Origin of the sequence: Kingella sp. SNUBH-2017 (genome assembly GCF_028680565.1) — a bacterium.
Lineage (GTDB): Bacteria > Pseudomonadota > Gammaproteobacteria > Burkholderiales > Neisseriaceae > Kingella_D > Kingella_D pumchi.
This window is the reverse complement of record NZ_JAPHVK010000012.1, coordinates 20,471-45,513: the sequence shown is the minus strand read 5'-3', so window position 1 is coordinate 45,513 and position 25,043 is coordinate 20,471. Positions and strand designations below refer to the sequence as shown.

27 protein-coding genes are annotated in these 25,043 nt (G+C 60.1%); 13 read left to right on the top strand and 14 right to left on the bottom strand.

Going from position 1 to position 25,043, the window contains the following annotated elements:
• Positions 1 to 4: 4 nt before the first annotated feature.
• The gene (locus tag OP500_RS09425) at positions 5 to 316 is read right to left on the bottom strand and encodes a LapA family protein (protein ID WP_238747623.1); all 312 of its coding nucleotides are present in this window, start codon (positions 314 to 316) and stop codon (positions 5 to 7) included.
• A gap of 265 nt (positions 317 to 581) precedes the next feature.
• On the opposite strand from OP500_RS09425, the gene OP500_RS09420 reads away from it, so the two are divergent.
• From OP500_RS09420 to OP500_RS09410, 3 genes are all read left to right on the top strand, one after another.
• Complete coding sequence (locus OP500_RS09420; RefSeq protein WP_274070790.1) at positions 582 to 1,511, top strand: branched-chain amino acid transaminase; 930 nt, start codon at positions 582 to 584, stop codon at positions 1,509 to 1,511.
• 211 nt (positions 1,512 to 1,722) lie between these two features.
• Positions 1,723 to 2,763, top strand: coding sequence for a type IV pilus twitching motility protein PilT (locus OP500_RS09415; protein WP_238747707.1), 1,041 nt, complete (start codon positions 1,723 to 1,725; stop codon positions 2,761 to 2,763).
• A 142-nt stretch (positions 2,764 to 2,905) separates the two neighbouring features.
• Complete coding sequence (locus OP500_RS09410) at positions 2,906 to 4,072, top strand: PilT/PilU family type 4a pilus ATPase (protein ID WP_407659228.1); 1,167 nt, start codon at positions 2,906 to 2,908, stop codon at positions 4,070 to 4,072.
• A gap of 243 nt (positions 4,073 to 4,315) precedes the next feature.
• Here OP500_RS09410 and lpdA read toward each other — a convergent pair whose 3' ends face one another.
• Entirely contained in the window at positions 4,316 to 5,749 is a 1,434-nt protein-coding gene (lpdA, locus tag OP500_RS09405; RefSeq protein ID WP_274070789.1) for a dihydrolipoyl dehydrogenase, read from the bottom strand.
• 267 nt (positions 5,750 to 6,016) lie between these two features.
• On the opposite strand from lpdA, the gene rraA reads away from it, so the two are divergent.
• The 7 genes from rraA to OP500_RS09370 all read left to right on the top strand — a co-directional run bounded on the left by rraA (position 6,017) and on the right by OP500_RS09370 (position 10,139).
• On the top strand, positions 6,017 to 6,502 hold the full coding sequence (gene rraA, locus OP500_RS09400; RefSeq protein WP_274070788.1) for a ribonuclease E activity regulator RraA: 486 nt from the start codon (positions 6,017 to 6,019) through the stop codon (positions 6,500 to 6,502).
• Between the two features lie 48 nt (positions 6,503 to 6,550).
• A complete protein-coding gene (locus OP500_RS09395) occupies positions 6,551 to 6,979 on the top strand; it encodes an OsmC family protein (RefSeq protein ID WP_238747709.1) in 429 nt (142 codons plus the stop codon).
• A gap of 68 nt (positions 6,980 to 7,047) precedes the next feature.
• Positions 7,048 to 7,461 (top strand): NfeD family protein, encoded by a 414-nt coding sequence (locus tag OP500_RS09390; RefSeq protein WP_274070787.1) that lies wholly within the window; start codon positions 7,048 to 7,050, stop codon positions 7,459 to 7,461.
• Positions 7,462 to 7,537: 76 nt separating this feature from the next.
• Positions 7,538 to 8,503 (top strand): SPFH domain-containing protein, encoded by a 966-nt coding sequence (locus tag OP500_RS09385; RefSeq protein WP_238747633.1) that lies wholly within the window; start codon positions 7,538 to 7,540, stop codon positions 8,501 to 8,503.
• A 41-nt stretch (positions 8,504 to 8,544) separates the two neighbouring features.
• Positions 8,545 to 9,042, top strand: coding sequence for a hypothetical protein (locus tag OP500_RS09380; protein WP_274070786.1), 498 nt, complete (start codon positions 8,545 to 8,547; stop codon positions 9,040 to 9,042).
• Positions 9,043 to 9,108: 66 nt separating this feature from the next.
• Complete coding sequence (locus OP500_RS09375) at positions 9,109 to 9,630, top strand: hypothetical protein (RefSeq protein ID WP_274070785.1); 522 nt, start codon at positions 9,109 to 9,111, stop codon at positions 9,628 to 9,630.
• On the top strand, positions 9,627 to 10,139 hold the full coding sequence (locus tag OP500_RS09370; RefSeq protein WP_274070784.1) for a protein disulfide oxidoreductase: 513 nt from the start codon (positions 9,627 to 9,629) through the stop codon (positions 10,137 to 10,139). Before OP500_RS09375 ends, OP500_RS09370 begins: the two co-directional genes overlap by 4 nt.
• 168 nt (positions 10,140 to 10,307) lie before the next feature.
• On the opposite strand, the gene OP500_RS09365 is transcribed toward OP500_RS09370, so the two are convergent.
• From OP500_RS09365 to OP500_RS09350, 4 genes are all read right to left on the bottom strand, one after another.
• Complete coding sequence (locus OP500_RS09365) at positions 10,308 to 11,453, bottom strand: THUMP domain-containing class I SAM-dependent RNA methyltransferase (RefSeq protein WP_274070783.1); 1,146 nt, start codon at positions 11,451 to 11,453, stop codon at positions 10,308 to 10,310.
• Between the two features lie 79 nt (positions 11,454 to 11,532).
• Complete coding sequence (locus OP500_RS09360) at positions 11,533 to 11,766, bottom strand: methionine-binding protein (protein WP_274070782.1); 234 nt, start codon at positions 11,764 to 11,766, stop codon at positions 11,533 to 11,535.
• 64 nt (positions 11,767 to 11,830) lie between these two features.
• The gene (locus OP500_RS09355; protein WP_274070781.1) at positions 11,831 to 12,481 is read right to left on the bottom strand and encodes a protein-L-isoaspartate O-methyltransferase family protein; all 651 of its coding nucleotides are present in this window, start codon (positions 12,479 to 12,481) and stop codon (positions 11,831 to 11,833) included.
• Positions 12,482 to 12,627: 146 nt separating this feature from the next.
• On the bottom strand, positions 12,628 to 13,203 hold the full coding sequence (locus tag OP500_RS09350; RefSeq protein WP_238747645.1) for a TerD family protein: 576 nt from the start codon (positions 13,201 to 13,203) through the stop codon (positions 12,628 to 12,630).
• 275 nt (positions 13,204 to 13,478) lie between these two features.
• Here OP500_RS09350 and dinG point away from each other — a divergent pair, with 275 nt between their 5' ends.
• Positions 13,479 to 15,632: an ATP-dependent DNA helicase DinG gene (gene dinG / locus OP500_RS09345; RefSeq protein ID WP_274070780.1), complete on the top strand. Its 2,154-nt coding sequence runs from the start codon at positions 13,479 to 13,481 to the stop codon at positions 15,630 to 15,632.
• A 350-nt stretch (positions 15,633 to 15,982) separates the two neighbouring features.
• Here dinG and rplI read toward each other — a convergent pair whose 3' ends face one another.
• From rplI to mutM, 5 genes are all read right to left on the bottom strand, one after another.
• Positions 15,983 to 16,435, bottom strand: coding sequence for a 50S ribosomal protein L9 (gene rplI, locus OP500_RS09340; RefSeq protein ID WP_274070779.1), 453 nt, complete (start codon positions 16,433 to 16,435; stop codon positions 15,983 to 15,985).
• A 15-nt stretch (positions 16,436 to 16,450) separates the two neighbouring features.
• A complete protein-coding gene (gene rpsR, locus OP500_RS09335; protein WP_238747650.1) occupies positions 16,451 to 16,681 on the bottom strand; it encodes a 30S ribosomal protein S18 in 231 nt (76 codons plus the stop codon).
• Positions 16,682 to 16,686: 5 nt separating this feature from the next.
• A complete protein-coding gene (gene priB / locus OP500_RS09330; RefSeq protein WP_238747652.1) occupies positions 16,687 to 16,983 on the bottom strand; it encodes a primosomal replication protein N in 297 nt (98 codons plus the stop codon).
• Position 16,984: 1 nt separating this feature from the next.
• On the bottom strand, positions 16,985 to 17,368 hold the full coding sequence (rpsF, locus tag OP500_RS09325) for a 30S ribosomal protein S6 (RefSeq protein ID WP_238747654.1): 384 nt from the start codon (positions 17,366 to 17,368) through the stop codon (positions 16,985 to 16,987).
• 200 nt (positions 17,369 to 17,568) lie between these two features.
• Complete coding sequence (mutM, locus tag OP500_RS09320) at positions 17,569 to 18,393, bottom strand: bifunctional DNA-formamidopyrimidine glycosylase/DNA-(apurinic or apyrimidinic site) lyase (RefSeq protein ID WP_274070778.1); 825 nt, start codon at positions 18,391 to 18,393, stop codon at positions 17,569 to 17,571.
• A 299-nt stretch (positions 18,394 to 18,692) separates the two neighbouring features.
• Here mutM and OP500_RS09315 point away from each other — a divergent pair, with 299 nt between their 5' ends.
• Together OP500_RS09315 and OP500_RS09310 are read left to right on the top strand one after the other, a co-directional pair.
• On the top strand, positions 18,693 to 20,513 hold the full coding sequence (locus OP500_RS09315) for a tetratricopeptide repeat protein (protein WP_274070777.1): 1,821 nt from the start codon (positions 18,693 to 18,695) through the stop codon (positions 20,511 to 20,513).
• A 169-nt stretch (positions 20,514 to 20,682) separates the two neighbouring features.
• Positions 20,683 to 21,132 carry a hypothetical protein gene (locus OP500_RS09310; protein WP_238747660.1) on the top strand — a complete coding sequence of 150 codons (450 nt, stop codon included), beginning with the start codon at positions 20,683 to 20,685 and terminating at the stop codon, positions 21,130 to 21,132.
• A 557-nt stretch (positions 21,133 to 21,689) separates the two neighbouring features.
• Here OP500_RS09310 and OP500_RS09305 read toward each other — a convergent pair.
• From OP500_RS09305 to OP500_RS09295, 3 genes are all read right to left on the bottom strand, one after another.
• The gene (locus OP500_RS09305) at positions 21,690 to 23,165 is read right to left on the bottom strand and encodes an aldehyde dehydrogenase family protein (protein ID WP_238747662.1); all 1,476 of its coding nucleotides are present in this window, start codon (positions 23,163 to 23,165) and stop codon (positions 21,690 to 21,692) included.
• Between the two features lie 239 nt (positions 23,166 to 23,404).
• Positions 23,405 to 24,586, bottom strand: coding sequence for an NnrS family protein (locus OP500_RS09300; protein ID WP_238747664.1), 1,182 nt, complete (start codon positions 24,584 to 24,586; stop codon positions 23,405 to 23,407).
• A 70-nt stretch (positions 24,587 to 24,656) separates the two neighbouring features.
• Positions 24,657 to 25,043: a hemerythrin domain-containing protein gene (locus tag OP500_RS09295; protein ID WP_238747666.1), complete on the bottom strand. Its 387-nt coding sequence runs from the start codon at positions 25,041 to 25,043 to the stop codon at positions 24,657 to 24,659.

The following is a 25,043-nucleotide window of genomic DNA, read 5'->3' as shown; positions in this document are numbered from 1 at the left end:
GCGTTTATTTTTTGTCGGCGGGGGCGGAGGCAGCCTGAACGGGTGCGGCGATGTCTTCGCCGGAAAGGCGCGCGCTTTTATGCACTTCGGCGCGCAGGCGGCCGTTTTCCGCGCGCAGGCGCAGCAGGCGGCCGAACATGGCGAAAATGCCGAACAGCGCGCCGATAACGAAGCAAATGAACAGCACCACAATCATCGGCCATTCGATGTGCTCGCCTGGGACGTAATAAAACGGCACGCGCTGGACGTTGTTCAGCGCGATGATCAGGAAAAATACCAGAATAAGGATTTTGAGCAGGTTATAGACCAGTTTCATGTTCGGCTCCGTAGGCAGGGCGTCTTGCAGATGCGGGCGCGGCGGCGTCCGCGGTGTGATTGGCAACGGGCAGGCAGCCTGAAAACCGCTTTCAGGCTGCCTGCGGGCGCGTAAGTGTAAACGATTTGCGCTGTTTTTGATATGGCGCGCCGTTGTCTCTAACGGCGCGGAGTGTATAATCGCAGGCTTTTCCACACCGGCGCGCCGCCCGATTCGGCCGGCCGCGGCCGGATACACGAACCGACCAACAAGAAAGAACACAATCATGGCGCTGACTATGGACGATCGCGACGGCAAAATCTGGTACAACGGCAGCCTGGTGGATTGGCGCGAAGCCAAAACCCACGTGCTGACCCATACCCTGCACTACGGCATGGGCGTATTTGAAGGCGTGCGCGCCTACGAAACGGCGCAGGGGCCGGCAATCTTCCGCCTGCAGGACCATACCGACCGTTTTTTCGATTCGGCCAAAATCGTCGGCATCAAACTGCCCTTCGATAAAGAAGCCATCAACCGCGCCCATCTGGAAGTGGTTAGAGCCAACGGCCTGAAATCCTGCTATTTCCGCCCGATGGCGTTTTACGGCTCGGGCAAGCTCGGCATCGCCCCCAAAGCCGACGACGTGCAGGTTATCGTCGCCGCCTGGGCTTGGGGCGCCTATCTGGGCGAAGACGCCATCAAACACGGCATCCGCTGCAAAATCAGCAGTTTCAGCCGTCATCATCCCAACATCACCATGATTAAGGCCAAAGCCAACGGCAACTACATGAATTCCATCATGGCCAACAGCGAAGCGCAGCAAAGCGGTTTTGACGAAGCGATTTTGCTCGACTCGCAAGGCTATGTCGCCGAAGGCGCCGGCGAAAACATCTTCACCGTCCACCGCGGTCGCCTGTTTACGCCGGCGCTGGATGTGGCGCTGGACGGCATCACCCGCCGCACGGTGATCGAAATCGCCCGCGACATGGGGCTGGAAGTGGTGGAAAAACGCATCACCCGCGACGAACTCTATATTGCCGACGAAGTATTCTTCACCGGCACCGCCGCAGAAATCACGCCGATACGCGAAATTGACAACCGGCCGGTGGGCAGCGGCAGCCGCGGCGAAATCACCGCCCGCCTGCAGCAGCGCTTCTTCGATATCGTTGCCGGACGCGATGCCGAATACGCGCATCTGCTGACTTATGTTGTGTAAATCATACGAACGCGTATTCTGTTACCGCAGCTTTCAGGCAGCCTGAAAGCTGCGGTTTTTATTTGCATATCGGCGGTGCCGGTTTTTCAGGCTGCCTGAAAAGCGGGCGCCTGTTGGGCAAAGACAGCCGTTTTCCCTTATCAAACAGCATGATTTTCTTTACAATGCCCGCTTTATATTCAAGCTCTGTAAAGGTTGTTTTACCATGTCTATGCAAATTACCGACCTCTTGGCGTTCGGAGTCAAAAACAAAGCCTCCGACTTGCACATCTCGGCCGGCCTGCCGCCGATGATCCGTGTGAATGGCGACATCCGCCGCATCAATCTGCCGGAAATGAACGCGGAAGAAGTCGGCAATATGATCGCTTCGGTAATGAACGATTTGCAGCGCAAAAACTACCAGCAAAATCTGGAAACCGACTTTTCGTTCGAACTGCCCAATGTGGCGCGTTTCCGTGTGAACGCCTTTAATACCGAACGCGGTCCGGCTGCGGTATTCCGTACCATTCCGAGCAAAGTGCTGACGCTGGAGGAATTGAAGGCGCCGCGCATTTTCCAAAAAATTTCCGAATATCCGCGCGGTCTGGTACTGGTTACCGGTCCGACCGGTTCGGGTAAGTCCACCACGCTGGCGGCGATGATCGACTACATCAACGACCGCATGCCCGCCCACATCCTGACCATCGAAGACCCGATTGAGTTTGTGCACCAGAGCAAAAAAGCCCTGATCAACCAGCGCGAACTGCACGAACACACCCACAGCTTCGCCAACGCCCTGCGCTCCGCCCTGCGTGAAGACCCGGACGTGATTCTGGTGGGTGAGATGCGTGACCCCGAAACCATCGGCCTGGCGCTGACCGCTGCCGAAACCGGCCACTTGGTATTCGCCACCCTGCACACCACCAGCGCCGCCAAAACCATCGACCGTATCATCGACGTATTCCCTGCCGGCGAAAAAGAGATGGTGCGCTCCATGCTTTCCGAATCGCTGCGTGCGGTAATCGCCCAAACCCTGCTGAAAACCAAAGACGGCAAAGGCCGTGTGGCCGCGCACGAAATCATGGTCGCCACCCCTGCGGTGCGCAACCTGATCCGCGAAAACAAGATCGCCCAGATGAACTCGGTGCTGCAAACCGGTCAGAACCACGGTATGCAGACACTCGACCAGTGCCTGCAGGACTTGGTACGCCGCGGCATGGTATCGCTGGCCGACGCCCGCGCCAAATCCGCCAACCCCGATATGATTTCCTGATTGAACCCGCAGCGAGGAGCAAGCTATGTCAGAAGCCAATCACGGCCAAGTCGCTTCCATGTTGGAAGGCTATGTGAACCAGATGAAAATCACCCCCGAGGCCGCCGGTTTGGGCAATACCTATGTTGCCCAAAAGGCCGCGATGGAAGAGGCGGGCGAAGGCCATTCCGCTTTCCGTCCGATCGAAAAACTGCACCCGCTGCTGGAAAAAATGGCCGCCGAGTGTGAAAAGCGCGGCGCTTCGGATATCTTTATCAGCACCGGTTTCCCGCCTTCTTTCAAAATCAACGGCGAGCTGATTCCGGTGCCGCTCAAAGCGCTCACCCATATCGACACGCAAATTCTGGTGTACTCCACCATGACGCCCGAGCAGCGCGCCCGTTTCGACCAAGAATTGGAGCTGAACTACTCGGCCACTTCCAAAGACGGCGTGCGTTTCCGTGTCAACGCCTACCACGAGCAAGGCCGCATGGGCATGGTATGGCGTCGCATCACCACCAAAATCATGACTGTGGACGATTTGCAGCTGCCGCAAGGTTTGAAAGAACTTGCCATGCAGCCGCGCGGCCTGATTATTCTGGCCGGTGCCACTGGTTCCGGTAAATCCACATCGATGGCCGCCATGCTCGACTGGCGCAACAAACACTCCGCCGGCCACATCGTAACCATCGAAGACCCGGTCGAGTACATCCATTCGCCGATTAAAAGCATTTTCACCCAGCGCGAGCTCGGTATCGATACCAACAGCTGGGACATGGCCGTGCAGTCCGCGATGCGTCAGGCGCCGGACGTTGTCTGCGTGGGTGAGGTGCGTAACGAACACACCATGGAAAAAGCCATGCAGCTGGCGCAAACCGGCCACTTGGTATTCTTCACCATCCACGCCAACAACGCCGTGCAGGCCATCGAACGTATTCTCGGCTTCTACCCCGAAGAGCGCCACCAGCAGGTGCTGATGGACTTGGCGCTGAACGTGGTCAGCATTATTGGTCAGCGTCTTGCCCGCCTTAAAGCCGGCGGCCGTACCGCGATTGTCGATTTGATGATCAACACCCCCGCCATGCAGGACCACATTTTCAAAGGCGAGCTGATGGAATGTATGGCGCTGATGAACCGCGCCGAGACCGACGGCATGCAGACTTTCGACCAAGACCTGTTCAAGCTCTACACCGAAGGCCGCATCACTTTCGACGAAGCCCTGCGCCAAGCCGAATCCGTCAACGACCTGCGCCTGCGCATCACCCTGTGGGAAGAGGGCAACGAAGCCACCCACATCTTCGAGCGCGTCAGCGATCTGGAAGTGCTGTAAACCCGCTTTCAGGCAGCCTGAAAACGCTAAACCTGCAACTTTGTAACGAAGTTGCAGGTTTTTCTTTGGGCACGGCAAAACCGCTGCGATGTTGATCCGGCTACAGGCAGCCTGAAACGGTGGCCGATCGGTTTTCAGGCTGCCTTTGTGCCGGATGGTGCGCAGGTTTGGGCATGCAGGGCAAAAAAAGCAGCCTGAAAACTTTTCAGGCTGCTTTTGTGGGTTGCGAAACGGAATAAGCGTTTAGCCGTGCAGCGCGCGTTTGTCGGCGGCCAGGCAGGCTTCGTGGACGACTTCGGAGAGTGTCGGGTGGGCGTGGATGATACGGGCGATGTCTTCGCTGCTGGCGGAGAATTCGAGTCCGACCACGCCTTCGGCGATCAGTTCGCTCACCATCGGGCCGACCATGTGCACGCCGAGAATGCGGTCGGTTTCGGCGTCGGCCAGCACTTTGACCGTGCCTTTGGCTTTGCCCAGACCGAGCGCGCGACCGTTGGCGCCGAAGCCGGACGTGCCTTTTTTGTATTTGACGCCTTCGGCTTTGAGCTGCTCTTCGGTTTTGCCGACCCAGGCGATTTCGGGGTCGGTATAAATCACGAAAGGCACGTTGTTGAAGTCGATATGCGGTTTCTGGCCGGCGATGCGCTCGGCCACGGCCACGCCTTCGTCGCTGGCTTTGTGCGCCAGCATCGGGCCGCGCACCACGTCGCCGATCGCCCAGACGTTGGGCAGGTTGGTGCGGCAGTCGCCGTCCACTTTGATAAAGCCGCGCTCGTCTTTTTCCAAGCCGACGGCTTCGCCGTTCAGGCCGCTGGTATTGGGGATGCGGCCGATGGAAACGATGAGTTTGTCGAACACTTCGGTTTTCTTCTCGCCGTTTGCCAATTCAAATTCAACGGTAACGCCTTTGGCATCGGATTTGATTTCGCCGATTTTCACGCCCAGCTCGATGGACAGACCCTGCTCTTTGGTGAAGTATTTGAAGGCTTCTTTGGCGATTTGCTGGTCGGCGGCGGCCAGGAAGGTCGGCGCGGCTTCAAGAATGGTTACCTGCGAGCCGACGCGCTTCCACACCGAACCCATTTCCAAACCGATCACGCCAGAACCGATGATGCCGAGTTTTTTCGGCACTTCGGTCAGGTTCAGCGCGCCTTCGTTGTCCAGCACGTTTTTGTTGTCGATGGCAATCTGCGGCAGCGGGCGCGGCACGGAGCCGGTGGCGACAATCACGTTTTTGGCTTCGACGACGGTTTTCTCGCCTTTGTTATCGACTTCGATTTGGTAGAGATCGCCGTTTTTGCCGACAAACGAACCTTTTCCGTGCAGGCTGGTAACTTTGTTTTTCTGGAACAAAAAGGCGATGCCGCCGGTGAGTTTGGTCACAATCGCGTCTTTGCGCTCGATCATTTTGGCGGCATCAAATTTCACGTCGCCGACGGTGATGCCGTGTTCGGCGAAATCGTGCTGCGCGGCGTGGAAGTGCTCGCTCGACTGCAGCAGCGCTTTGGAAGGGATACAGCCGACGTTCAGGCAGGTGCCGCCCAATGCGGGGGCGTCGCCTTTTTTGTTCACGCCCGCGTCGATGCAGGCGGTTTTGAAACCGAGTTGGGCGGCACGGATGGCGGCAACGTATCCGCCGGGGCCGGCGCCGATAACGACAACGTCGAATTGAGACATGGTGTTTTTCCTTTGCTTTGGTTGCTGGGTTGCGGGCAAAACCGCAGCTTTGCCCAAACCGCGTCATTTTAGCAGCCAAAGGCGCAAGCGTTAAGTTTTATCACTTGGGAAAAAGCGCGGCGCCGGCGTGGCGGCATGGCCGCGTTTCAGGCTGGCTTCGCGGCGGGGAAATTGTTAAGATTGGCCGGCCGCGCGGATGCAGGCAGCCTGAAAAACCGGCTGCGCCGCCGGCGCAAAAAACCATCAGAAAAACACGGAGAAACAGACATGAAAAACTTTGCAACCGCCGATCTGATCGACATCGCCCCCGACACCCCGTCCTGCGAAACCGATTTCAAAAGCTACGGCCTGCGCACCCGCTTTTGCGGCCGCATCCGCACCGTGCAATGCCGCAGCGACAACGGCCTGGTCAAACAGCTGGCCAACACCGCTTCCGACGGCGAAGTTTTGGTGGTGGACGGCGGCGGCCTGCGCTACAGCGCGCTGATGGGCGACATGATTGCCGAAGCCGCCGCGCGCAACGGCTGGGCGGGCGCCGTGATTTACGGCGTAATCCGCGACAGCGATGCCATCGGCCGCATGGATTTCGGCGTCAAAGCGCTGGGCACCAACCCGCGCAAAAGCGCCAAAGACGGGCGCGGCGCCACCGATACCGCCGTTGCCTTCGGCGGTGTCGTCTTTACCCCGGGCGCCTGGCTCTATAGCGACGAAGACGGCATCCTGGTGGCCGAACAGCCCTTTCAGACTGCCTGAAACCCCAAAAACCTGTTCTGAAACCACACACGAAAGGAAAACCAAATGATGAAAATCAGCAGTCAATGGCTGGAAGGCCGCTGCTTCGTTGCCAGCAACGGCAGCGGGCACAGCGTAGTTATGGACGGCAGCGGCGGCGAAGCAGGCAGCCTGAAACGCGGCGTCAGCCCGATGGAAATGCTGCTGATGGGCGTGGCCGGCTGCTCGAGCATCGATGTGGTCGAAATCCTGAAAAAGCAGCGCCAGGACGTGCGCGACTGCATTGCCACCGTCGAAGGCGTGCGCGCGCCCACCGTGCCGCGCGTGTTCACCGAAATCCGCATCCATTTCAAAATTGTCGGCGTCGGCGTCAAGCCCGAACAGGCCGAACGCGCGGTGCAGCTGTCCGCCGAAAAATACTGCTCGGCTTCCATCATGCTGGGCAAAGCCGCCAAAGTCAGCCACAGCTTCGAGATAGTCGAAGCCGAAAGCCAATAGCGAAGGCAGCCTGAAAACGCTTTTCAGGCTGCCTTCCGATGCCCAAACTTCCCGATAAGGAGCATACCATGTCCCAATGGTCTTACTGGATGATTGCCGCCGCCGTCGTTTTTGTGCTCGAGCTGTTTGTCGGCACGGTGTATTTGCTGGTGCTGGCCGCCGCCTTGGCGGGCACTTCGCTCTCGGTGCTGCTGTTCGGCATTCCGCTTCCGGTTGCGCTGGTGGTGGCTGCCGCGCTGTCCGGCGCCGGCGTGTATGCGGTGCACCGCAACCGCAGCGCCCACAAGCCCGCCGACAGCAACGATTTGGACATCGGCCAGCCGGTCAGCGTGGAAGCTGTGCTGCCCAACGGCCATTGGCGGGTGTTTTACCGCGGCGCGCCGTGGGAAGCGAAAAACACCGGCACCGCCGAACTGCAAGCCGGCGGCAGCGCCGAAATCTGCGGCAAAGAAGGCATTGTGCTGCTGGTTCGCAAGCGCTGAAATCTGTCTGTCCGGGCGCAAAGCAGCCTGAAAACCGCGTTTTCCTTTTTTTCACACTTTACACAGGAGCATGGATATGGAACTGTTACTCCCTTTGGTTATTTTGGGCGGCATCATCGTTCTCGGCTACAAAACGTTTAAAGTTGTGCCGCAGCAGGAAGCCTACGTTATCGAGCGGCTGGGCAAATTCCGCGCCGTACTCAATCCCGGGCTCAACACCCTGCTGCCCTTTCTCGACCGCGTGGCCTACCGCCACTCGCTCAAAGAAATCCCGCTGGACGTGCCCAGCCAGGTGTGCATCACCCGCGACAACACCCAGCTGACCGTGGACGGCATCATCTATTTCCAAGTAACCGATCCCAAGCTCGCTTCCTACGGCTCGAGCAACTACATCATGGCCATCACCCAGCTGGCGCAGACCACCCTGCGCTCGGTGATCGGCCGCATGGAATTGGACAAAACCTTTGAAGAGCGCGACGAAATCAACCGCATCGTTGTCGCCGCGCTGGACGAAGCCGCCGTATCGTGGGGCGTGAAAGTGCTGCGCTACGAAATCAAAGACCTGGTGCCGCCGCAGGAAATCCTGCGCGCCATGCAGGCGCAGATTACCGCCGAGCGCGAAAAACGCGCCCGCATCGCCGAATCCGAAGGCCGCAAAATCGAGCAGATCAACCTGGCCAGCGGCGAGCGCGAAGCCGCCATCCAGCAGTCCGAAGGCGAAGCGCAGGCCGCCATCAACGCATCCAACGGCGAAAAAGTCGCCCGCATCAACCACGCGCAGGGCGAAGCCGAAGCGCTGCGGCTGGTGGCCGAAGCCAATGCCGACGCCATCCGCAAAATCGCCGAAGCGCTGCAGCAGCCCGGCGGCAGCGAAGCGGTCAATCTGAAAGTGGCCGAACAATACGTCGCCGCCTTCGGCAAGCTCGCCAAAGAAGGCAACACCCTGATTATGCCGGCCAATGTCGCCGAACTGGGCAGCCTGGTCGCCGCCGGCCTGTCCATCGTCAAAAAAGGCGCGCCGCAAAACGGCAGTGGCAGTTAAACCGAATCAAACCGCAAACCATGCGAAAGCAGCCTGAAAACATGAAAAACTACCGCCCTTATCTCGGAACCTTAATCTGCATCGGTCTGGCCGTTTGGTTTTTCACCATGAAGATGTTCGGCTTTATGCTGCTGGTTTTCCTGCCGCTGCTGCTGATTACCCGCGCCGTGAAATGGTGGAAGGCGCGGCGCGACCCGCAGGCGAAAAGGCTTGAGCGCTTCCGGCTGGCGGCGTGGACGGCTGCCGTTGTTTTCATTCTCGGCGTGAACTGGCAGTACCAGCGCGAAGCCCGCAGCGAGATGGCTGCCATTGCCGCCGCTATCGAGCGCTACCACGCCCAGCACGGCAGCTATCCCCAAGCCCTAACCGATGCCGGTTTCCATACAAACAAAAGTTTTGAAATACGCTACGGCTATCAAAAAGATACCCAAAAACATTTTCTGCTGTACAAAGACCCGCTGCTGCCGTTTGAGTTTTACAGCTACGATTTCGAGCACCACCGCTGGCTGCAGGACAACGGCGAGCCGCTGAGTAATTAAGTGCACCACCCTATTGTTGGCAGCCTGAAAAACCTTTTCAGGCTGCTTTAATCAGGAACCGCGAATATGAAGAACAAGCACACCGCTTTGGTCTGCACCCTGCTGCTGGGGCTGTCCGCCTGCACGCAGGAGCACACCGCAACGGCGGCTGCAGCCGCATCTGCCCCCGCGCCGGCCGTGCTGCTGGAAAACCGGTATTTGGAAAGCCGGCTGAGCGGTGAAGCGTCGGAAACGGAATCGGCGCAGTCGGCGGCTTTTGCCGAACTCTTGGCCGGCGGCCGCGCTGATGCTTTCACCGCACTGTTTGCCCAAGCCCGCCATCCGGCCGGCAAAGCCTACGCCCTGATCGGCCTGCACCAAACCGATCCCGCCGCCTATGCGCGGCTGAAAAACGACTGGCCGGCGGCAGAAGAAATTACCGTGCTTACTGGCGATCTTGCCTTGGACTACCGTGCCGCCGAGCTGTTTCCCGCCATTGAAGACGGCCGTCTGCTGCGCTTTATCAACGAACCCCGCCCCCACGGCGATGCAGACGCGCTGCTGCCGCCGTTTGCCGACAGGCAGCCTGAAAACCCAAACACACCATGAACCGCAAAACCCTTGCCATCAAAACCGGCAAAGCCCTGCTGTGGCTTGCCGTTTTCTTTGCCGCCAGCCTGATTGCCGACTGGTGGCGCCGTCCCAACCCGCCCGCCAATGCCGCCGACCTGCCGCTGCATACGCTTTCCGGCCGCGACACCACCCTGCGCCAAAGCAGCAGCGGCCAAACGCTGGTGCTGTATTTCTGGGGCTCGTGGTGCGGCATCTGCCGCCGCACGTCGCCGGCCGTTGAGCAGTTGCGCGCCGACGGCGTGCCGGTTATCGGCGTTGCCATGCAATCGGGCAGCGATGCCGATATCGGCCGCTACCTTGCCGGGCACGGCTGGCATTTCGACACGGTAAACGACAGCGGCACGCTGGCGCGGCAATGGCAGGTGCGCGCGGTGCCGACAGTGGTGCTGGTGCGCAACGGCCGCATCGTCCACAGCACCAGCGGCATCGCCAGCTACTACGGCTTGAAAAGCCGCATCCGGCTGGCAGACTGGAAAGACGGCTGAAACGGCGGATTTAGCGTTTTAGCTTCGCAACTCCGCTACACTACGCAGGCTGCCTGCGGATCAAGGCAGCCTGAAAACTATCCGCACTGTGCCCCCGGCAAAATCTGCATAACAAAAGGCAGCCTGAGACTTTCAGGCTGCCTTTTGCTTGGCTTTCCGGTGCGGACTTTAGGCGCGGCGGTTCGAGCCTTGCACCATATCCAGCAGAAACAGGCGGCAGTCGAGCTTGCCGTTGTAGAGCGGGATTTTGCGCTTGGGCGACAGGCGCATCAGTTTGGGCATATCACGATCGCCGCTGAACATGCCGATCTGCCAGCCGGCGTAATGCTGCTTGAGCCAGCTTCCGAGCTGCGGATAGAGCGCGTGCAGAGCCTGGATTTCCGCCAGCCGCACGCCGTAGGGCGGGTTGGACAGCATCAGGCCGCCTTCGCCGTTGGGGCGCTGGGCAAGGGCGTCGCCGCGGCGCACGGCAATGACGTCGGATAACTGCGCCGCTTCGATATTGGCCAGCGCATGGTGCACCGCCTGCTGGTCGATATCAGAAGCGGCTAGCGGCGCCGGCGCGGGGCGGACGGCATCCTGCGCTTCAGTCCGCAAACGCTGCCACAGCGCGGAATCGAAGCCGCGCAGCCGCTCGAAAGCGAAGCGGCGCAACAGGCCGGGGGCGCGGTTTTGCGCGATCCACGCCGCTTCGATGGCGATGGTGCCGCTGCCGCAAAACGGGTCTTGAAAGGGCTGCGAGCCGTCGTAGCCGGCTAGAAGCAGCAGGCCGGCCGCCAGGTTTTCGCGCAGCGGCGCAGCGCCGGTTTCGCGCCGGTAGCCGCGTTTGAACAGCGCTTCGCCGCTGGTATCGACAAACAGCAGAGCCTGCGCTTCGTCTAAAAACACATGCACGCGCACATCGGGCGCGCCTTTATCGACGCTGGGGCGGCTGCCCGTGGCGTCGCGGAAGCGGTCGCATAGCGCGTCTTTCACTTTCAGCGCGGTAAATTCCAGACTTTTCACCCGCGGCCGCTTGCCTTCGATCTGCACTTTGAAGGTCTGGCCGACGTCGAACCAGGCCGGCCAGTCGGTTTCGCGGGCGAGACGGTACACATCGTGCTCGCTGCGGTAGCCGCCGGCGGCCAGCTGCAGCAGCACGCGGCCGGCGGTGCGGGCGTGCAGGTTGATGCGGTACACGGTTTTCAGGCTGCCTTGGCAGCGCACGCCGCCGTCGAGCGCTGCGGTTTTTTCGGCGCCGAGCGCGGACAATTCCTGCGCCAGCACGGCTTCCAGGCCGCGCGGGCAGCTGATAAATAGGGGATAGCTGCTCATAAGGGTCTTTCAAAAGGCGGAAAAGTTTTCAGGCTGCCCTGATGTTTCAGGCAGCCTGAAAAACTGTTGGTGCGGGCACTCAATCCCAATAGCGGTAACGGCGGTGGCGTCGCGGCGGCGGCGGGTAAACCACCGGCGGCGCTTCCTGATAAATCACCGTGGTGCCCGGCGGGGCGTGGACGTGGACGGTTTTATTAACGGTGGTACGGCTTTCCACCGGCAGATCGAGCACCGCCACGCGGCCGTCGGGCGTTTCGGCGTACATGCAGCCGCCCAAAAGCATCAGGGCGGGCAGAAAAAGGAAGCGGCGCATATCGTTATCCTTTTTTCTGGGGTTTGGCAGCGGCAGACGCTTTTCAGGCTGCCTTTGCCGTGCGTTAGAAAGTAAAGGTGCTTTTTTTCTTCGGCCGTTTTTCGTCGAGATAGGCGGTCATGGTGTCGAACAGCACTTTTTCGCTGAAGCTGTCGCCTTCGCGGCGGATCAGGCGACAGCGTTGGACGGGGGCGTGGCCGGTAACCACCACCATGCGGCCGGTTTTGCTCAGGCGCTCGCGCAGGCCTTCGGGCAGCTCGCGCAGGGCGCCGCCAACGTAGATGGCGTCGTAGCTTTCGCCGTTTTTCATCAGGCCGTCGCCGTGGCGCAGTTCGACGTTTTTATAACCCAGTTTTTCTAGCACGCGGCGGGCGGCATCCAGCTGGGTTTCGTCCATATCGTAGCTGTGGACGCGGCCGCCGAGCGTGGCGAGTAAGGCGGTGGCATAGCCGGAGCCGGTGCCGATTTCGAGCACGCGGTCGTCTTTGCCCAATTCCAGCCCCTGCACCATGCGGGCGACGATTTTCGGCTCCAGCATCATGCTGCCGTTGGGCAGGGTCAGGGCGGTGTCGGCATAGGCGTAGCCGCGCTGGTCGGGCTGGACGAACTCTTCGCGCGGGATGTTGTCCAGCGCGTCCAAAAGGTCGAAATCCAATACGTCCCACGGGCGGATCTGCTGTTCCACCATATTAAAACGGGCTTTGTCGAAATCCATATCCGGCTCACAGTGTGAAAGAAAAAACGGCGCGATTATAGCGGTTTTGCGCCGCCTTTAACAGTAATGAACGCGGCGGCGCACAGCGCGAAACAGGCAGCCTGAAAAGCGTTTCAGGCTGCCTGCGGGTTTGGCCGGCTCAAGGTTTATACGTTGACGCCGTAGTTTTTCGCCAAGGGGCCGAGACCGCCTTTGAAACCCTGGCCGATGGCGCGGAATTTCCATTCGCCGTTGTGGCGGTACACTTCGCCGAAAATCATCGCGGTTTCCACCGAAGCGTCTTCCGATAGGTCGAAACGCGCCACTTCGACATTGGTGTCGGCGTTCACACAGCGGATAAAGGCGCTGGATACCTGGCCGAAGTTCTGGTTGCGCTGCTCGGCTTCGTGGATGGTTACGGTTACGGCGATTTTTTCCACGTCGGCAGGAACCTGGTCGAGATTGATGATGATGCTTTCGTCGTCGCCGTCGCCTTCGCCGGTGCGGTTGTCGCCGGTGTGTTCCACCGAGCCGTCGGCCGATTTGGTCTGGTTGTAGAAGATGAAGTCGGCATCGGAGCGGACTTTGCCCGAAGCGTTGAGCAGGAAGGCGCTGCCGTCCAAGTCAAACGCTGCGCCGTCGGTGGCGCGCACGTCCCAACCCAAGCCGATCAGCATTTTTTTCATGCCCGGTGCTTCTTTGCTCAAGCTGACGTTGCCGCCTTTTTGCAAACTGATTGCCATAGATGTCTCCTGTCGGTTGTGAAAAAGCGCGAAGCCGCGCGCTGCGGATTATAAGGCCGAACGGCGCTTTTGCAACGGGAAAAACACGCCGGACGGCGTTTTTGCCACAGCAAAAGGCAGCCTGAAAGTTTTAGGCTGCCTGCGGGGCTTTCAGGCTGCCGGCAGGGCGGCCAAAAATCCCAGCATGCGGCGGGCGCTTGCACTAAAATACGCGCCCTGCCGCCGGGGCGCGCGATGTCCGTGCCGCCGTTGCAGGCAGCCTGAAAAACTTTGCCATGCTCACCGAACTCGAAAAAAACGCCATCCGCGACCACTACCGCACGCTGGCCGACAACCTGCCCAATTTCCGCCCGCGCGCCGCCCAGCGCGAGATGATTGCGGCGGTAGCCAACGCTTTTTCGCGCACCCTGTCTGCCGAAAATGCGCAGGGGCAGCCTGAAAACGGCGAAGCGCCCCGTCGCGAGGGCGAGAGCATTGTGGTGGTGGAGGGGCCGACCGGCGTCGGCAAGTCGCTGGCCTATCTGTTGGCCGGCGGCATTATGGCGCAGACACGCGGCAAGCGGCTGGTGGTGTCCAGCGCCACCGTCGCCCTGCAGGAACAGCTGGTCGGCCGTGATTTGCCCTTTGTGGTGGCCAACAGCGGGCTGGAATTGAGCTTCGCGCTGGCCAAGGGGCGCGGCCGCTATCTCTGCCCCTACCGGCTCTACCAGCTGACGCAGAACAACGCCCAGCAGAGCCTGGCCGGCTTTGAAGCACCAGCGGTGCTGTGGGACAAAAAACCGAAGCCCGAAGATTTGGCGCTGCTGCACGACATCGCCGAGCGTTTTGCCCGCCGCGAATTTAACGGCGACCGCGACGAGTGGCCGGACAAAATCGACGATGCGTTGTGGCAGAAAGTGAGCAACGACAACCACGGCTGCCTGAAATCCGCCTGCCCAAACCGCGCCGAATGCCCGTTTTATCTGGCGCGCGACACGCTGGACAAGGCCGATGTGGTGGTGACCAACCACGATTTGCTGATGGTGGACATCAATATGGGCGGCGGCGTGATTCTGCCGGCGCCGGAAAACAGTTTTTACTGCATCGACGAAGCCCACCACCTGCCGAAAAAGGCGCTCAACCAGTTTGCCGCCGAGCATTCGTGGCTGCAGGCGGTGTGGCTGGCGGAAAAACTGCCGCAGCAGAGCAGCAAAATCGCCGCGCTGTGCGACAAGGACGAATTGGCGATGCTGGCCGACGAAGCGGCGGAAGGGCTGCTCGAAGCGCTCAACGAATGGCAGTTCCACCTGACAGACGAGCCGGATTTGCAGGACAAGGGCGACGGCCGTGAAAGCGTGTGGCTGTGGGAAGACGGCGAAATCCCCGAGCATCTGCAGACGCTGGTGTCCAACAGCCACATCTGTGCGCAGGCGTTGCTCAAGCACGTTTGCAGCCTGCGCGACGCTCTGGCCGCCGCCCGCCGCGACAAGGAACAAAACGCCGCCCAAATCGACCGTACCGCCAGCGAGTTCGGCGTTTTCGTCGCCCGCGCCGAGCAGGTGGCGGCGGTGTGGGAGTTGCTGGCCGCCACCCGCAGCGACGACAAAGAAGCGCCGCTGGCCAAGTGGATCGCCTGCCGCCGCGACGACAAGGCCGACTGGGTATTCCACGCCAGCCCCATCAGCAGCGCGTCGGCGCTGGCCAACGGCCTGTGGCGGCGGGCGGCAGGCGCGCTGCTGACATCAGCCACTTTGCAGTCGCTGGGCAGCTTCGATCTGCTGCTGCGCCAAACCGGCTTAAGCTGGCTGCCGCAAACCACCACGCTGGCGCTGCAAAGCCCCTTTGATTTTGCCAAGCAGGGCGAACTGTATCTGCCGCCGCTGGCGGCCAGCCCGAAAAACCCCGCCGCCCATACCGACGAAATCGTCGCCTGGCTGCCCAAGCTCGTCAGCGACAGCGAAGCGGTGGGCACGCTGGTGCTGTTTTCCTCGCGCAAGCAGATGCAGGAAGTGGCTTTCAGGCTGCCTGAAAGCTATCTGCCGCTGCTGTTGGTGCAGGGCGAGCAGTCGAAAGCCTCGCTGCTGGCGCAGCACCGCGAAGCGCTCTCTGCCGGCCGGCCGAGCATTATTTTCGGGCTCGACAGCTTTGCCGAAGGCCTGGATCTGCCGGGCGAAGCCTGCGTGCACGTGATTATCGCCAAGCTGCCCTTCGCCATGCCCGACAATCCCATCGAGAAAACCCAAAGCCGCTGGATCGAGCAGCGCGGTGGCCGGCCGTTTATCGAAATCACCGTGCCCGAAGCCAGCATCAAGCTGATTCAGGCCGTCGGCCGGCTGATCCGCACCGAGCAGGACTACGGCCGCATCACCATACTCGACTCGCGCATCAAAACCCAGCAGTACGGCCGCCAGATGCTCGCCTGCCTGCCGCCGTTTAAGCGCATAGGCTAGGGCGGTGTTCTGCTTGTGCTAGGGCAGCCTGAAAAGCAGAATCTGCGAAAGGCAGCCTGAAAAAACGCTGTCATTAGCTTATGCAAGTCCGCTACGCCACCCCCCGCGCAGGCGGGAATCTTGCTTGGCTTGGCGTTTAATAATATCTGGAGAAACAAACCATTGCCGAAGTTCCGACAAGATTCCCGCCTGCGCGGGAATGACGTTATTTGGAGTAATTGGGTTTGGAGCCATTTGGGCTTCTGCCCAACTTTCAGGCTGCCTTGCCCGTGCCGGTTTCGCCCCATACAAAAGCAGCCTGAAAACCCTTTGACAGGTTTTCAGGCTGCTTTTTGAGTTTGCGCTGCAGATTAGGCGGCGGCAGGTACCACGGCAACGGTGATGTTGGCAACGGCATCGGCGTGCAGCGCCACTTCCACTTCGTATTCGCCGACTGCTTTGAGCGGGCCGTTCGGCAGGCGGACGTTGGCTTTAACGGCTTCTACGCCGGCGGCAACGATGGCGGCGGCGATGTCGGCATTGGTTACGGAACCGAACAGACGGCCGTCCACGCCGGCTTTCTGGGCGATGGTAATGGTTTGGCCGTCGAGTTTCTGCTGGCGTGCCTGGGCATCGGCCAGAGCCGCTGCCTGTTTGGCTTCCAGTTCGGCGCGGCGCGCTTCAAACTCTTTCAGGTTGGCTTCGGTCGCGCGTTTGGCTTTGCCTTGCGGGATCAGAAAGTTGCGGGCATAACCGTTTTTCACGGTTACTACGTCGCCAAGGCTGCCCAAAGCTGCGATTCTTTCCAGAAGGATAATTTGCATGGTTCGGACTCCTGATTATTTGTGTTGGTCGGTGTAGGGCAGCAAGGCCAAGAAACGGGCGCGTTTCACGGCTACGGCCAGCTGGCGCTGGTAGTGGGCTTTGGTGCCGGTGATGCGGGCGGGGATGATTTTGCCGTTTTCGGTGATGAAGTCTTTCAGCAATTCAACCTGTTTGTAATCCACTTCTTGGATTTTTTCTGCCGTAAAGCGGCAGTATTTTCTGCGTTTGAATGTTTGACGAGCCATTGTCGTTAACCTTTATGTGTTTGAATATGTTGGATGCGCAACACGGGATAATGGGTTTTCAGGCTGCGTTGGGCGAGAAATCCCGCCACGTCCACCTGTTCGCCCTCGCGGTGCTGCCATGCTTGGGCGTCCGAGCCGATGATTTTGCCGGCCAGTTCGAATTTGGCCAGATAGGGCGAGCCGTTGTCCTGCTGCCAAGATTCGTGGCTGAGCACCACATCCAGCACCGGCACGCCGGCGGGGGTGTAGCGCAGGGCGCCGACTTTGTGCAAAACCGCGCTCAGACGGAAAGTATTTTCCAAATCAGGATTCTGCGCTTTCAGCAGAAGCGGGAGCTGTGGTTTCGCCGCTCAGCAGGTTTTTGGATTTTTCTTCTTTCATCATCGGAGAAGCCTCGGTAACGGCGGCTTTCTTCTGGATGGTCAGATGGCGCAGTACCGCGTCGTTGAAGCGGAAGGCGGTTTCCAGCTCTTCCAAAACGGCGGGGGTGGTTTCGATGTTCATCAGAACATAGTGCGCTTTGTGGATTTTGTTGATGGGGTAGGCCAGCTGGCGGCGGCCCCAGTCTTCCAAGCGGTGGATGTTGCCCTGGTTTTCGCTGATCAGGGTTTTGTAGCGTTCGATCATCGCAGGCACTTGCTCGCTCTGGTCAGGATGAACGATAAACACGATCTCATAATGACGCATGTTGTCTCCTTACGGTTTAAAAACAGCCTTCAGCCATGCGGGCGCGTGAAGGCAAGGTTGGCAAAGCCGCGCATTATAGTCCGTGCGTTTGCGGCGGGCAAGTTTTGCGTGGTTTTTCAGGCAGCCTAAAAGGGTTTCAGGCTGCTTTTGACGTTTGGAAGACGGCTGAGTGCTTTGCCGCTGCGTTTCAGGCTGCCCGTTTAATGCTGGCAGCCGGCGCAGAAAAAAGTGCCGCGCTGGCCGAGTACGGTTTTTTCGATATGGCCGCCGCAGCGCGGGCAGACCTGCCCCTGGCGGCCGTAAACGGCGTATTCCTGCTGGAAATAGCCGCTGTGGCCGCTGCTGTCGGTGAAGTCGCGCAGGGTGCTGCCGCCGGCGGCGATGGCGCGCTCGAGCACGGTTTTGATGCAGCTGGCCAGCGTCGCGCATTCTTCGGCGCTTAAGGAATGGGCGGCGCGGTCGGGGCGGATGCCGGCGGCAAACAGGCTTTCGTTGGCGTAGATGTTGCCGACGCCGACGACCACGGCGTTGTCCATCAGCGCGGTTTTGACCGGCCGTTTCAGGCTGCTTAGGCGCCGGTGCAGATAGCTGCCGTCAAAGTCGTCCGTCAGCGGCTCCGGCCCCAGCGCGGCGAGCAACGGGTGGTGTTCGGCGGCGCCGGCAAACCACAGCACCAGGCCGAAACGGCGCGGGTCGCGGTAGCGCAGCACGGTGCCGTCGCTAAAGGCGATGTCCAGATGGTCGTGCTTTTGCGGCTCGGGGTGCGGCGCATCGGGCAGCAGGATTTTCAGGCTGCCCGACATGCCCAGATGGATCAGCAGCACGCCGGTGGCAAAACGGATCAGCAGGTATTTGGCGCGGCGACTGCATTCGAGCACCGTTTCGCCGGCCAGCGTGGCGCCGAGTGTTTCAGGAACAGGCTGGCGCAGCTTGGCCTGGCGCACGGTAACGGCGGCGACGGTGCGTCCTTCGATATGCGGCGCAACGCCGCGCAGCACGGTTTCGACTTCCGGCAGTTCGGGCATGGTTTTCTTTCTGAATAAATGGCGCGGGCAAAAGCAAAAACGGTTTTCAGGCTGCTTTCGGATTTGCATCGATACGGACGGTACAGGCAGCCTGAAAGCCAAAAAACGCGCGAAACAAAGTTTCAGGCTGCCTGCCGTGCTCTTATTGTAACAAGCGCGGCGGGCGGGGAAGAAACCGCGGTGCGCTTGGCGGCGGGGTGGAAAGACTTTTCAGGCTGCTTTTGCCGGCGATGGTGGCGACGGCTGCGGCTTATGTTAAAGTAGCGCCTTTTTCGCCGAGCCCTTGTGAGGATATGCCCATGCCTGCTTCCCGCCGATATTTGAAACCTGCCTGCCTGATGCTGCTGCTGGCGTTTTCAGGCAGCCTGAAAGCCCAAACTGCCGATAGCGGCGAGAAGGTTTACCGGCCGTCGGTAAAAATCCGCTATTCCGAAGAGGAAAAGGAGGCGGAAGTGGCGCGGCGCGGTGCGATTGTCGATCACACCCAATATCTGTTTGCGCTGCTGTCGGCCGAAATCGCGCTGAACAAAGGCGACATCACCAGCGCCATCGGCACCTATCTGCACGTGCTGCGCGAAACCCACGACCCGCAAGTGGCCGAGCGGGCGATGGAATTGTCGATTTCCGTGCGCGCCTATCCGGTGGCCGACGCGGTGTACAAAAAATGGCTGGAAACCAAACCGGAAGCCACGCCGGAGCACCGCCGTCTGACTTGGATCCACGCGCTCTCGCAAGGCGAGTGGGGCACCGTGCTGGCCGGTATGCCGCAGGTGATGGAAGAGGCCGGTGAAGAGCGGCGGCCGAAACTTTTTGTGCTGCTGACGCAGATGGGTGCCGCCAATCCCGACCTGCTGGCCAAAGGCGGCGATGCCGTTGCCAAAACCGTCAGCCGTTACGACACCCTGCCCGAGGCGCTGATTGCCGATCTGCTGTTTCACAGCGATGCCAAAGGCAAAGAGCAGGCGGCGGCGGATTTGAAAAAGCTGTCCGCGCTTGACGTGCCGCCGGCGCTGTTTGCCGTGATCGATGCCGTGGCGCGCATCAACGGCGAGCCGTTCAAAAAGTTTTTCGACGGCGCGGAAAAGCAGGAACTGAAACGCGAATGGCGTCTGCTGGAAGTGGACGTGCTGACCCGCAGCGGCGATTACGCCAAAGCCAACCGCCGCCTGCAAAAGCTGCTGGGCGACGCGCCCAGCGCCCAGCTTTATCTTCAGGCTGCCGGTTTGGCCAAAGAGCGCAAAAGCCCGATGAACACCGTGCTGGGCTATATCGAAAAAGCCTACCAGAGCGGCACCGACGAAGAAAAATCCCGTGCTGCGCTGCTGGCTTCGACCATGCTGTGGGGCGAAGACCGCTATGTTGAGGCGGAAAAATGGGCGAAAAAAATCACCAACCGCGAATACCGTTTCGACCGCGCCGTGCTGCTGGCCAATCTGGCCGGCTCGCAAAAACAGTGGCCGCGCGTCAAACTGCTGGTGCAGCAGGCCAAGAAAATGCCCGAAAAGAGCGGCCGTTTCTTTGAAGCCAAAGACTTGGACGGTGCCTATATCTCCGCCGTCAGCGAATCGCAGCCGCCGGCGCAGGCCGTGCAGACGCTGGGCGCCCTGATTGCCCAGGCCGAGCGCAGCCGCCCAGGCACCGAGCGCAACCGCTATCTGGGCATGCTGCTGCTGCAGCGCGGCCTGATTTACAGCGACAAGCTCAAGCAAAACGCCAAAGCCATCGCCGATTTCCGCCGCAATCTCGAACTCAACCCCGGCAGCGCCGAAGCGCAAAACTCGCTCGGTTACACCCTGCTCGAAAGTGGCACGGGCAATGTGGACGAAGCCTTCAAGCTGATCCAGAGCGCCTACCGCCAGCGTCCCGACAGCGTGGAAATCAACGACAGTATGGGCTGGGCTTACTTCAAAAAAGGCGATGCCGAAAACGCGCTGCCCTATCTGGAATACGCCTACCGCAACAAAAAAGACCCCGAAGTTGCCGCCCATTTGGGCGAGGCTTATTGGGCGCTGGAGCAAAAAGAGCGCGCCCGCGAAGTATGGCGCGAAGGCTGGCAGAAAGACCCCAAACACGCCGTGTTGGCCGCCGTGCTGAAAAAATACGGCATCGTTTTCAAATAAACCGTCCCCGCCCGCGCCCGTCGTCTGCCGAGCCGGCGGGCGTTTTCCCGCCTTCTTTGGCGGCTGATTAACCGTTTTCCCGCATTTTGTTTTTTCCAAACCTGTTTGCCGTCTCGCGTGCAAGGTTCGCCGTGCCAAAGACGGCAGACAGGTTTTCAGGCTGCCTGAAATGTCCTTTATCCTTTCCAAACAAGCCATTGCGGTGGCCGTGCTGCTGCTGGCCTTTGCCGGCGTGAAAACCGCCGCCGTGCTGTGGTGGCAGAACAGCCGCAGCGCCGAAGCTGCCGCCCAGCCGGTGGCCGCCTGCCGCGTCGAAGCCGGCGGCTGCCCCTTTCTCGGCAGCGCCCGTTTTCGTCTTGAAGGCGTGGGCGACGGCAAAGCGCCGTTTGCCATCCGCGCCGAGGGCGTGCCCGACAACATCGGCAGCGTCAGCGCGTCTTTCCGCATGGACGGCATGGACATGGGGTTCAACCGCTTTGATTTGGTGCGCAACGGCAGCGGCCGCTGGCAGCTCGACAACGCCCGCCTGCCCTTCTGCGTTGCCGGCCGCCATGACTGGATCGTCGAATGGGATGCCGACGGCCGCCGTTTTCAGGCTGCTTTTAGTACCCAGCCTTAGGGTGTGTTGACACTCAGCGTTGCGGTGGTGTTTTGGGCAAAAAATACTCGCCTGCCGCGTCAAAAATGCTCGCAAGGTGCCCAACCTTGCTGTGCTTTTTTCCTTGCATTCGGGCATTTTTTACTCAAAAAACCACTTCGCAAGCCGAATGTCAACACACCCTAGCGTCGCATATGTTTTTTAAAACTGCCCAAAAGCAGCCTGAAAACCGCCAACATGGTTTTCAGGCTGCTTTTTTGGATTTGCCCGAAGTTGCGTTTCAGGCTGCCTGTGATGCCGTCTGAAAAGCAGCCTGAAAACGGCAGGGCAGCCTTGTTCCCGCTTGTGGGGAAAGGCTAGGGCAGGGGCTTGTGCCGCTAAAGCAGTTCTGCGAACTGCCACCCCTACCCCGGCTCCCCCCGCGCTTGAGGCGCAGGGAAGGGGAGAAACGCTGTTTCAGACAACCTTACAGGCAGCCTGAAAGCCGGATAGTGCGGCAAAACGGCAAAAAAGCAGCCTGAAAATGGTTTTCAGGCTGCTTTGGTGTCGGCAACGGCGCTTAAATCGCGCTCAGGCGGTCAATACATGCCTTCGCGCTCTTCGCGGGTGCTGATGTAGATGTTTTTCACCTGGGTGTAGGCGCCGAGCATCATTTTGTGGGTTTCGCGGCCGATGCCGGAAGTTTTGTAGCCGCCAAAGGGCGCGCCGGCGGGCAGACGGTTGTAGCAATTGATCCACACGCGGCCGGTTTCCAGCGCGCGGGAAACGCGCAGGCAGCGGTTGATGTCGCGGCTCCACACCGCACCGCCCAGGCCGTAGTCGCTGTCGTTGGCCATGGCGATAACTTCTTCTTCGGTTTTGAATTTGATTACGGTGGCCACCGGGCCGAAGATTTCTTCCTGCGCCACGCGGGCGGTGTTGTCTTTGGCTTCGATTAGGGTGGGTTCGATAAATTCGCCTTTACCCAATTCGCCTTCAACCTTTTTGCCGCCGGTGATGATGCGGCAGCCTTCCTGTTCGCCGATTTTGATGTATTTCAAAATGGTGTCGAGCTGGCCGGCACTCACTTGGGCGCCCATCTGGGTGTCGTCTTCCCACGGCAGGCCGACTTTGACTTTTTTGAACTCTTCGGCCAGCGCGGCAACGAATTTATCGTAAATGCCTTCCTGCACGAAGATGCGCGAGCCGGCGCAGCACACCTGGCCTTGGTTGAACAGAATGCCTTTTTGCGCGCCTTCGAGGGCTTTGTCAAAGGGCATGTCGTCAAAGAAGATATTGGCCGATTTGCCGCCCAGTTCCAGCGTGGCGGGAATCAGCATCTCGGCGGCGGCGATGCCGATGTGGCGGCCGACTTCGGTGGAGCCGGTAAAGGCGAGCTTGCTGAAGCCTTTGTGGCGCAGCATGTATTCGCCGGACTTGCTGCCGCGGCCGGTGATGATGTTGAGTACGCCTTTGGGCAGCAGGTGGTTCACTTTCTGGGCGAAAGAGAGCAGGCTCAGCGAGGTGCTGGACGAGGGGTGGATGACGATGGTGCAGCCGGCGGCCAGCGCGGGGGCGATTTTCCAGGCGGCCATCAGGAAGGGGAAGTTCCACGGAATGATTTGGCCGACCACGCCGATGGGTTCGCGCAGCACGATGGACAGGTCTTCCTGGTCAAGCTGGTTGGCGGTGCCTTCTTCGCCGCGGATGACGCCGGCGAAATAGCGGAAATGGTCGGCAGACAGGGCGATGTCGGCGGCGCGGGTTTCGCGGATGGGTTTGCCGTTGTCCAGCGTTTCCTGCAGGGCGAAGAGTTCGAGGTTTTCTTCGATGACTTCGGCGATTTTAATCAGCAGCGCGGCGCGCTCGGCGGCGGTGCTGTTTTTCCAGCTTTTAAAGGCTTCCTGCGCGGCTTTGACGGCGGCATCGACGTCGGCTTCGCTGGCATCGGTAAATTTGGCCAGCACTTCGCCGGTGGCGGGGTTGTAGGATTCCAGCAGATTGGCCGGTTTGGTCCATTCGCCGTTGATCAGCAAGCCGTATTCTTTGTCGAACACATTCAGATTTTTAGCCATGATGTTTCTCCTGTGGGTTGGGCGGCTGCCGCCGCAAACTGCCGGCAGAGAAATTCTGCCTGCCGCTTCAGGGTATTGCGTTTTGCTGCGCGTTGCAAGTACTTCCGCGTTTGCGTTTTGCATTGCTGATGGCGGCGATTATTGCGGCAGGCAGCCTGAAAGGCCGATTGGCACGGAAAAAACGGCAAAAAGGCAGCCTGAAAAGTTTTCAGGCTGCCTTGGGGATGGCGAAAAGGGGCTTAGCCGGGTTTGCCGTCCAAACGCGGACGCAGCAGCCAGGGCAGGTAGCGGAAGAAGAAAATCAGCATGGACGCCGCAAACAGCACCGCCGAGCAGCGGTAGCTGTGCAGGTAGGCGGTGGGATGCACATACAGCATCACCGCCGCCAGCGCGCGCATCAGGCTGGCGGCCACCATCAGCCAGAACGCCAGCCCCAGCCCTTTGGGCACCGGATAGAGCGGGCGGGCGGTGTGGCCGAGCGCGGTGCGGGTCATCATGCCGATGGTCAGCAGGCCGATGCCGCCCACCGCCAGCAGGTGCACGCCGAGGCTCTGTGTTTGGCTGTAGAAGCGGCCGATGCCCATAAACAGCAGCCCCAGCGCGGTAAAGGCGTAGCCGATATGCAGCACCCACAGCATCGGTTCGCGCAGCACGCCTTTGTCGAACCAGCGCACCGACTGGATGATATTGATGATGCCCAGCGCGATGGCGAGCACGCCGACCACCGGTTTCAAAAACGGCCAGGCAGCCTGAAGAAACAGCAGCGGGGCGATCAGCATCGGCAGCACCAGCGTCGAGAGCATCAGCCACATCGGGCTTTGCACCTGCTCTACGTTCAGGCGGCGCGAAGTGAAGAACGAAATGATGCGGTTGCCGACCAGGCCGATAAAGCCGGCCACCATAATCAGGCCGGAAATCAGCCCGTTGTGCAGCACGGCGCCGTCGATCGGGTGAAGGAACAGGTGGAACAGGCCGTGGGTGGCGCCGAGCATAAACAGCGCGGCCACGGCGATGTAGTTGCGGGTGCTGCGGCTTTTCCATACCGCATCGCCCATGCCGTAGGCCGAGAGCCAGTAAAACAGCGTGCCGCACACGCCGGAAGCGGCCAGCGCCCAATGGCGCGGCACAAAGGCCAGCACCCGCGCCGCCAGCCACAGCGCGGTCAGCACAATCAGAAAACGCCCGTGCACCGGCGGCTGCTTGGTCCAGGTGGCGACGGCGGTCAGCAAAAAGGCGACCACCACCGCACCGGCATAACCCCAGATCATTTCATGGGCGTGCCAGTAAAAACTCGGTAAAACGGAAGTGCCCTGGTAGCCGAAGCCCCACAGCAAAACGGAAACCGCGGCATAAAGCGCGGAAAGCAGATAAAACGGCCGAAAGGCCATCGCCCACACCGGGCGTTCGGAAAAAGCGGTCATTGTTGTCGTGTCCTTGGCAGGGTAGTGTTGTTTTTCGGTTTGTTTTTTTTCAGGCAGCCTGAAAGGGTTTTTACGCCGGATCGGGCGGCGGCAGCGCGTGTTTGGTTACCGCTTCAAACAGCTCGCGCTCTTCAAAACGAGCATGGCTGCGCAGCAGGGTGGCGAAGGCCTTGTTCCATTCGGCATCGTCAAAACGCGGCTCGCGGATCATCTGCCGCAGCTGGGCGTGTTCGGCTTCGAAACGCTCGCGCAGCGCGGCATCGGGCAGCTTGTGCCATAAGGGGCCAAACAGGGTTTCTTCTTCGAGAAAATGGTGTTCGAGATCGACGAAATGTTCGGTGATGTCGGCGCGGTGGTTTTTTTCCGGCTCGCGCATAATCCGCAGGCACAGCGCCAGCGTATGGTGGTGCTCCATCGACAGTTGGGTGAGCGCCGGATGGCGTTTGAGCGGTTTCAT

What these genes read in the sequence shown, in the direction of transcription:
- OP500_RS09425 (WP_238747623.1), bottom strand. Translation starts at nt 316, where the DNA reads ATGAAACTGGTCTATAACCTGCTCAAAATCCTTATTCTGGTATTTTTC.
- OP500_RS09420 (WP_274070790.1), top strand. Translation starts at nt 582, where the DNA reads ATGGCGCTGACTATGGACGATCGCGACGGCAAAATCTGGTACAACGGC.
- OP500_RS09415 (WP_238747707.1), top strand. Translation starts at nt 1,723, where the DNA reads ATGCAAATTACCGACCTCTTGGCGTTCGGAGTCAAAAACAAAGCCTCC.
- OP500_RS09410 (WP_407659228.1), top strand. Translation starts at nt 2,906, where the DNA reads ATGGAAGAGGCGGGCGAAGGCCATTCCGCTTTCCGTCCGATCGAAAAA.
- lpdA (WP_274070789.1), bottom strand. Translation starts at nt 5,749, where the DNA reads ATGTCTCAATTCGACGTTGTCGTTATCGGCGCCGGCCCCGGCGGATAC.
- rraA (WP_274070788.1), top strand. Translation starts at nt 6,017, where the DNA reads ATGAAAAACTTTGCAACCGCCGATCTGATCGACATCGCCCCCGACACC.
- OP500_RS09395 (WP_238747709.1), top strand. Translation starts at nt 6,551, where the DNA reads ATGAAAATCAGCAGTCAATGGCTGGAAGGCCGCTGCTTCGTTGCCAGC.
- OP500_RS09390 (WP_274070787.1), top strand. Translation starts at nt 7,048, where the DNA reads ATGTCCCAATGGTCTTACTGGATGATTGCCGCCGCCGTCGTTTTTGTG.
- OP500_RS09385 (WP_238747633.1), top strand. Translation starts at nt 7,538, where the DNA reads ATGGAACTGTTACTCCCTTTGGTTATTTTGGGCGGCATCATCGTTCTC.
- OP500_RS09380 (WP_274070786.1), top strand. Translation starts at nt 8,545, where the DNA reads ATGAAAAACTACCGCCCTTATCTCGGAACCTTAATCTGCATCGGTCTG.
- OP500_RS09375 (WP_274070785.1), top strand. Translation starts at nt 9,109, where the DNA reads ATGAAGAACAAGCACACCGCTTTGGTCTGCACCCTGCTGCTGGGGCTG.
- OP500_RS09370 (WP_274070784.1), top strand. Translation starts at nt 9,627, where the DNA reads ATGAACCGCAAAACCCTTGCCATCAAAACCGGCAAAGCCCTGCTGTGG.
- OP500_RS09365 (WP_274070783.1), bottom strand. Translation starts at nt 11,453, where the DNA reads ATGAGCAGCTATCCCCTATTTATCAGCTGCCCGCGCGGCCTGGAAGCC.
- OP500_RS09360 (WP_274070782.1), bottom strand. Translation starts at nt 11,766, where the DNA reads ATGCGCCGCTTCCTTTTTCTGCCCGCCCTGATGCTTTTGGGCGGCTGC.
- OP500_RS09355 (WP_274070781.1), bottom strand. Translation starts at nt 12,481, where the DNA reads ATGGATTTCGACAAAGCCCGTTTTAATATGGTGGAACAGCAGATCCGC.
- OP500_RS09350 (WP_238747645.1), bottom strand. Translation starts at nt 13,203, where the DNA reads ATGGCAATCAGTTTGCAAAAAGGCGGCAACGTCAGCTTGAGCAAAGAA.
- dinG (WP_274070780.1), top strand. Translation starts at nt 13,479, where the DNA reads ATGCTCACCGAACTCGAAAAAAACGCCATCCGCGACCACTACCGCACG.
- rplI (WP_274070779.1), bottom strand. Translation starts at nt 16,435, where the DNA reads ATGCAAATTATCCTTCTGGAAAGAATCGCAGCTTTGGGCAGCCTTGGC.
- rpsR (WP_238747650.1), bottom strand. Translation starts at nt 16,681, where the DNA reads ATGGCTCGTCAAACATTCAAACGCAGAAAATACTGCCGCTTTACGGCA.
- rpsF (WP_238747654.1), bottom strand. Translation starts at nt 17,368, where the DNA reads ATGCGTCATTATGAGATCGTGTTTATCGTTCATCCTGACCAGAGCGAG.
- mutM (WP_274070778.1), bottom strand. Translation starts at nt 18,393, where the DNA reads ATGCCCGAACTGCCGGAAGTCGAAACCGTGCTGCGCGGCGTTGCGCCG.
- OP500_RS09315 (WP_274070777.1), top strand. Translation starts at nt 18,693, where the DNA reads ATGCCTGCTTCCCGCCGATATTTGAAACCTGCCTGCCTGATGCTGCTG.
- OP500_RS09310 (WP_238747660.1), top strand. Translation starts at nt 20,683, where the DNA reads ATGTCCTTTATCCTTTCCAAACAAGCCATTGCGGTGGCCGTGCTGCTG.
- OP500_RS09305 (WP_238747662.1), bottom strand. Translation starts at nt 23,165, where the DNA reads ATGGCTAAAAATCTGAATGTGTTCGACAAAGAATACGGCTTGCTGATC.
- OP500_RS09300 (WP_238747664.1), bottom strand. Translation starts at nt 24,586, where the DNA reads ATGACCGCTTTTTCCGAACGCCCGGTGTGGGCGATGGCCTTTCGGCCG.
- OP500_RS09295 (WP_238747666.1), bottom strand. Translation starts at nt 25,043, where the DNA reads ATGAAACCGCTCAAACGCCATCCGGCGCTCACCCAACTGTCGATGGAG.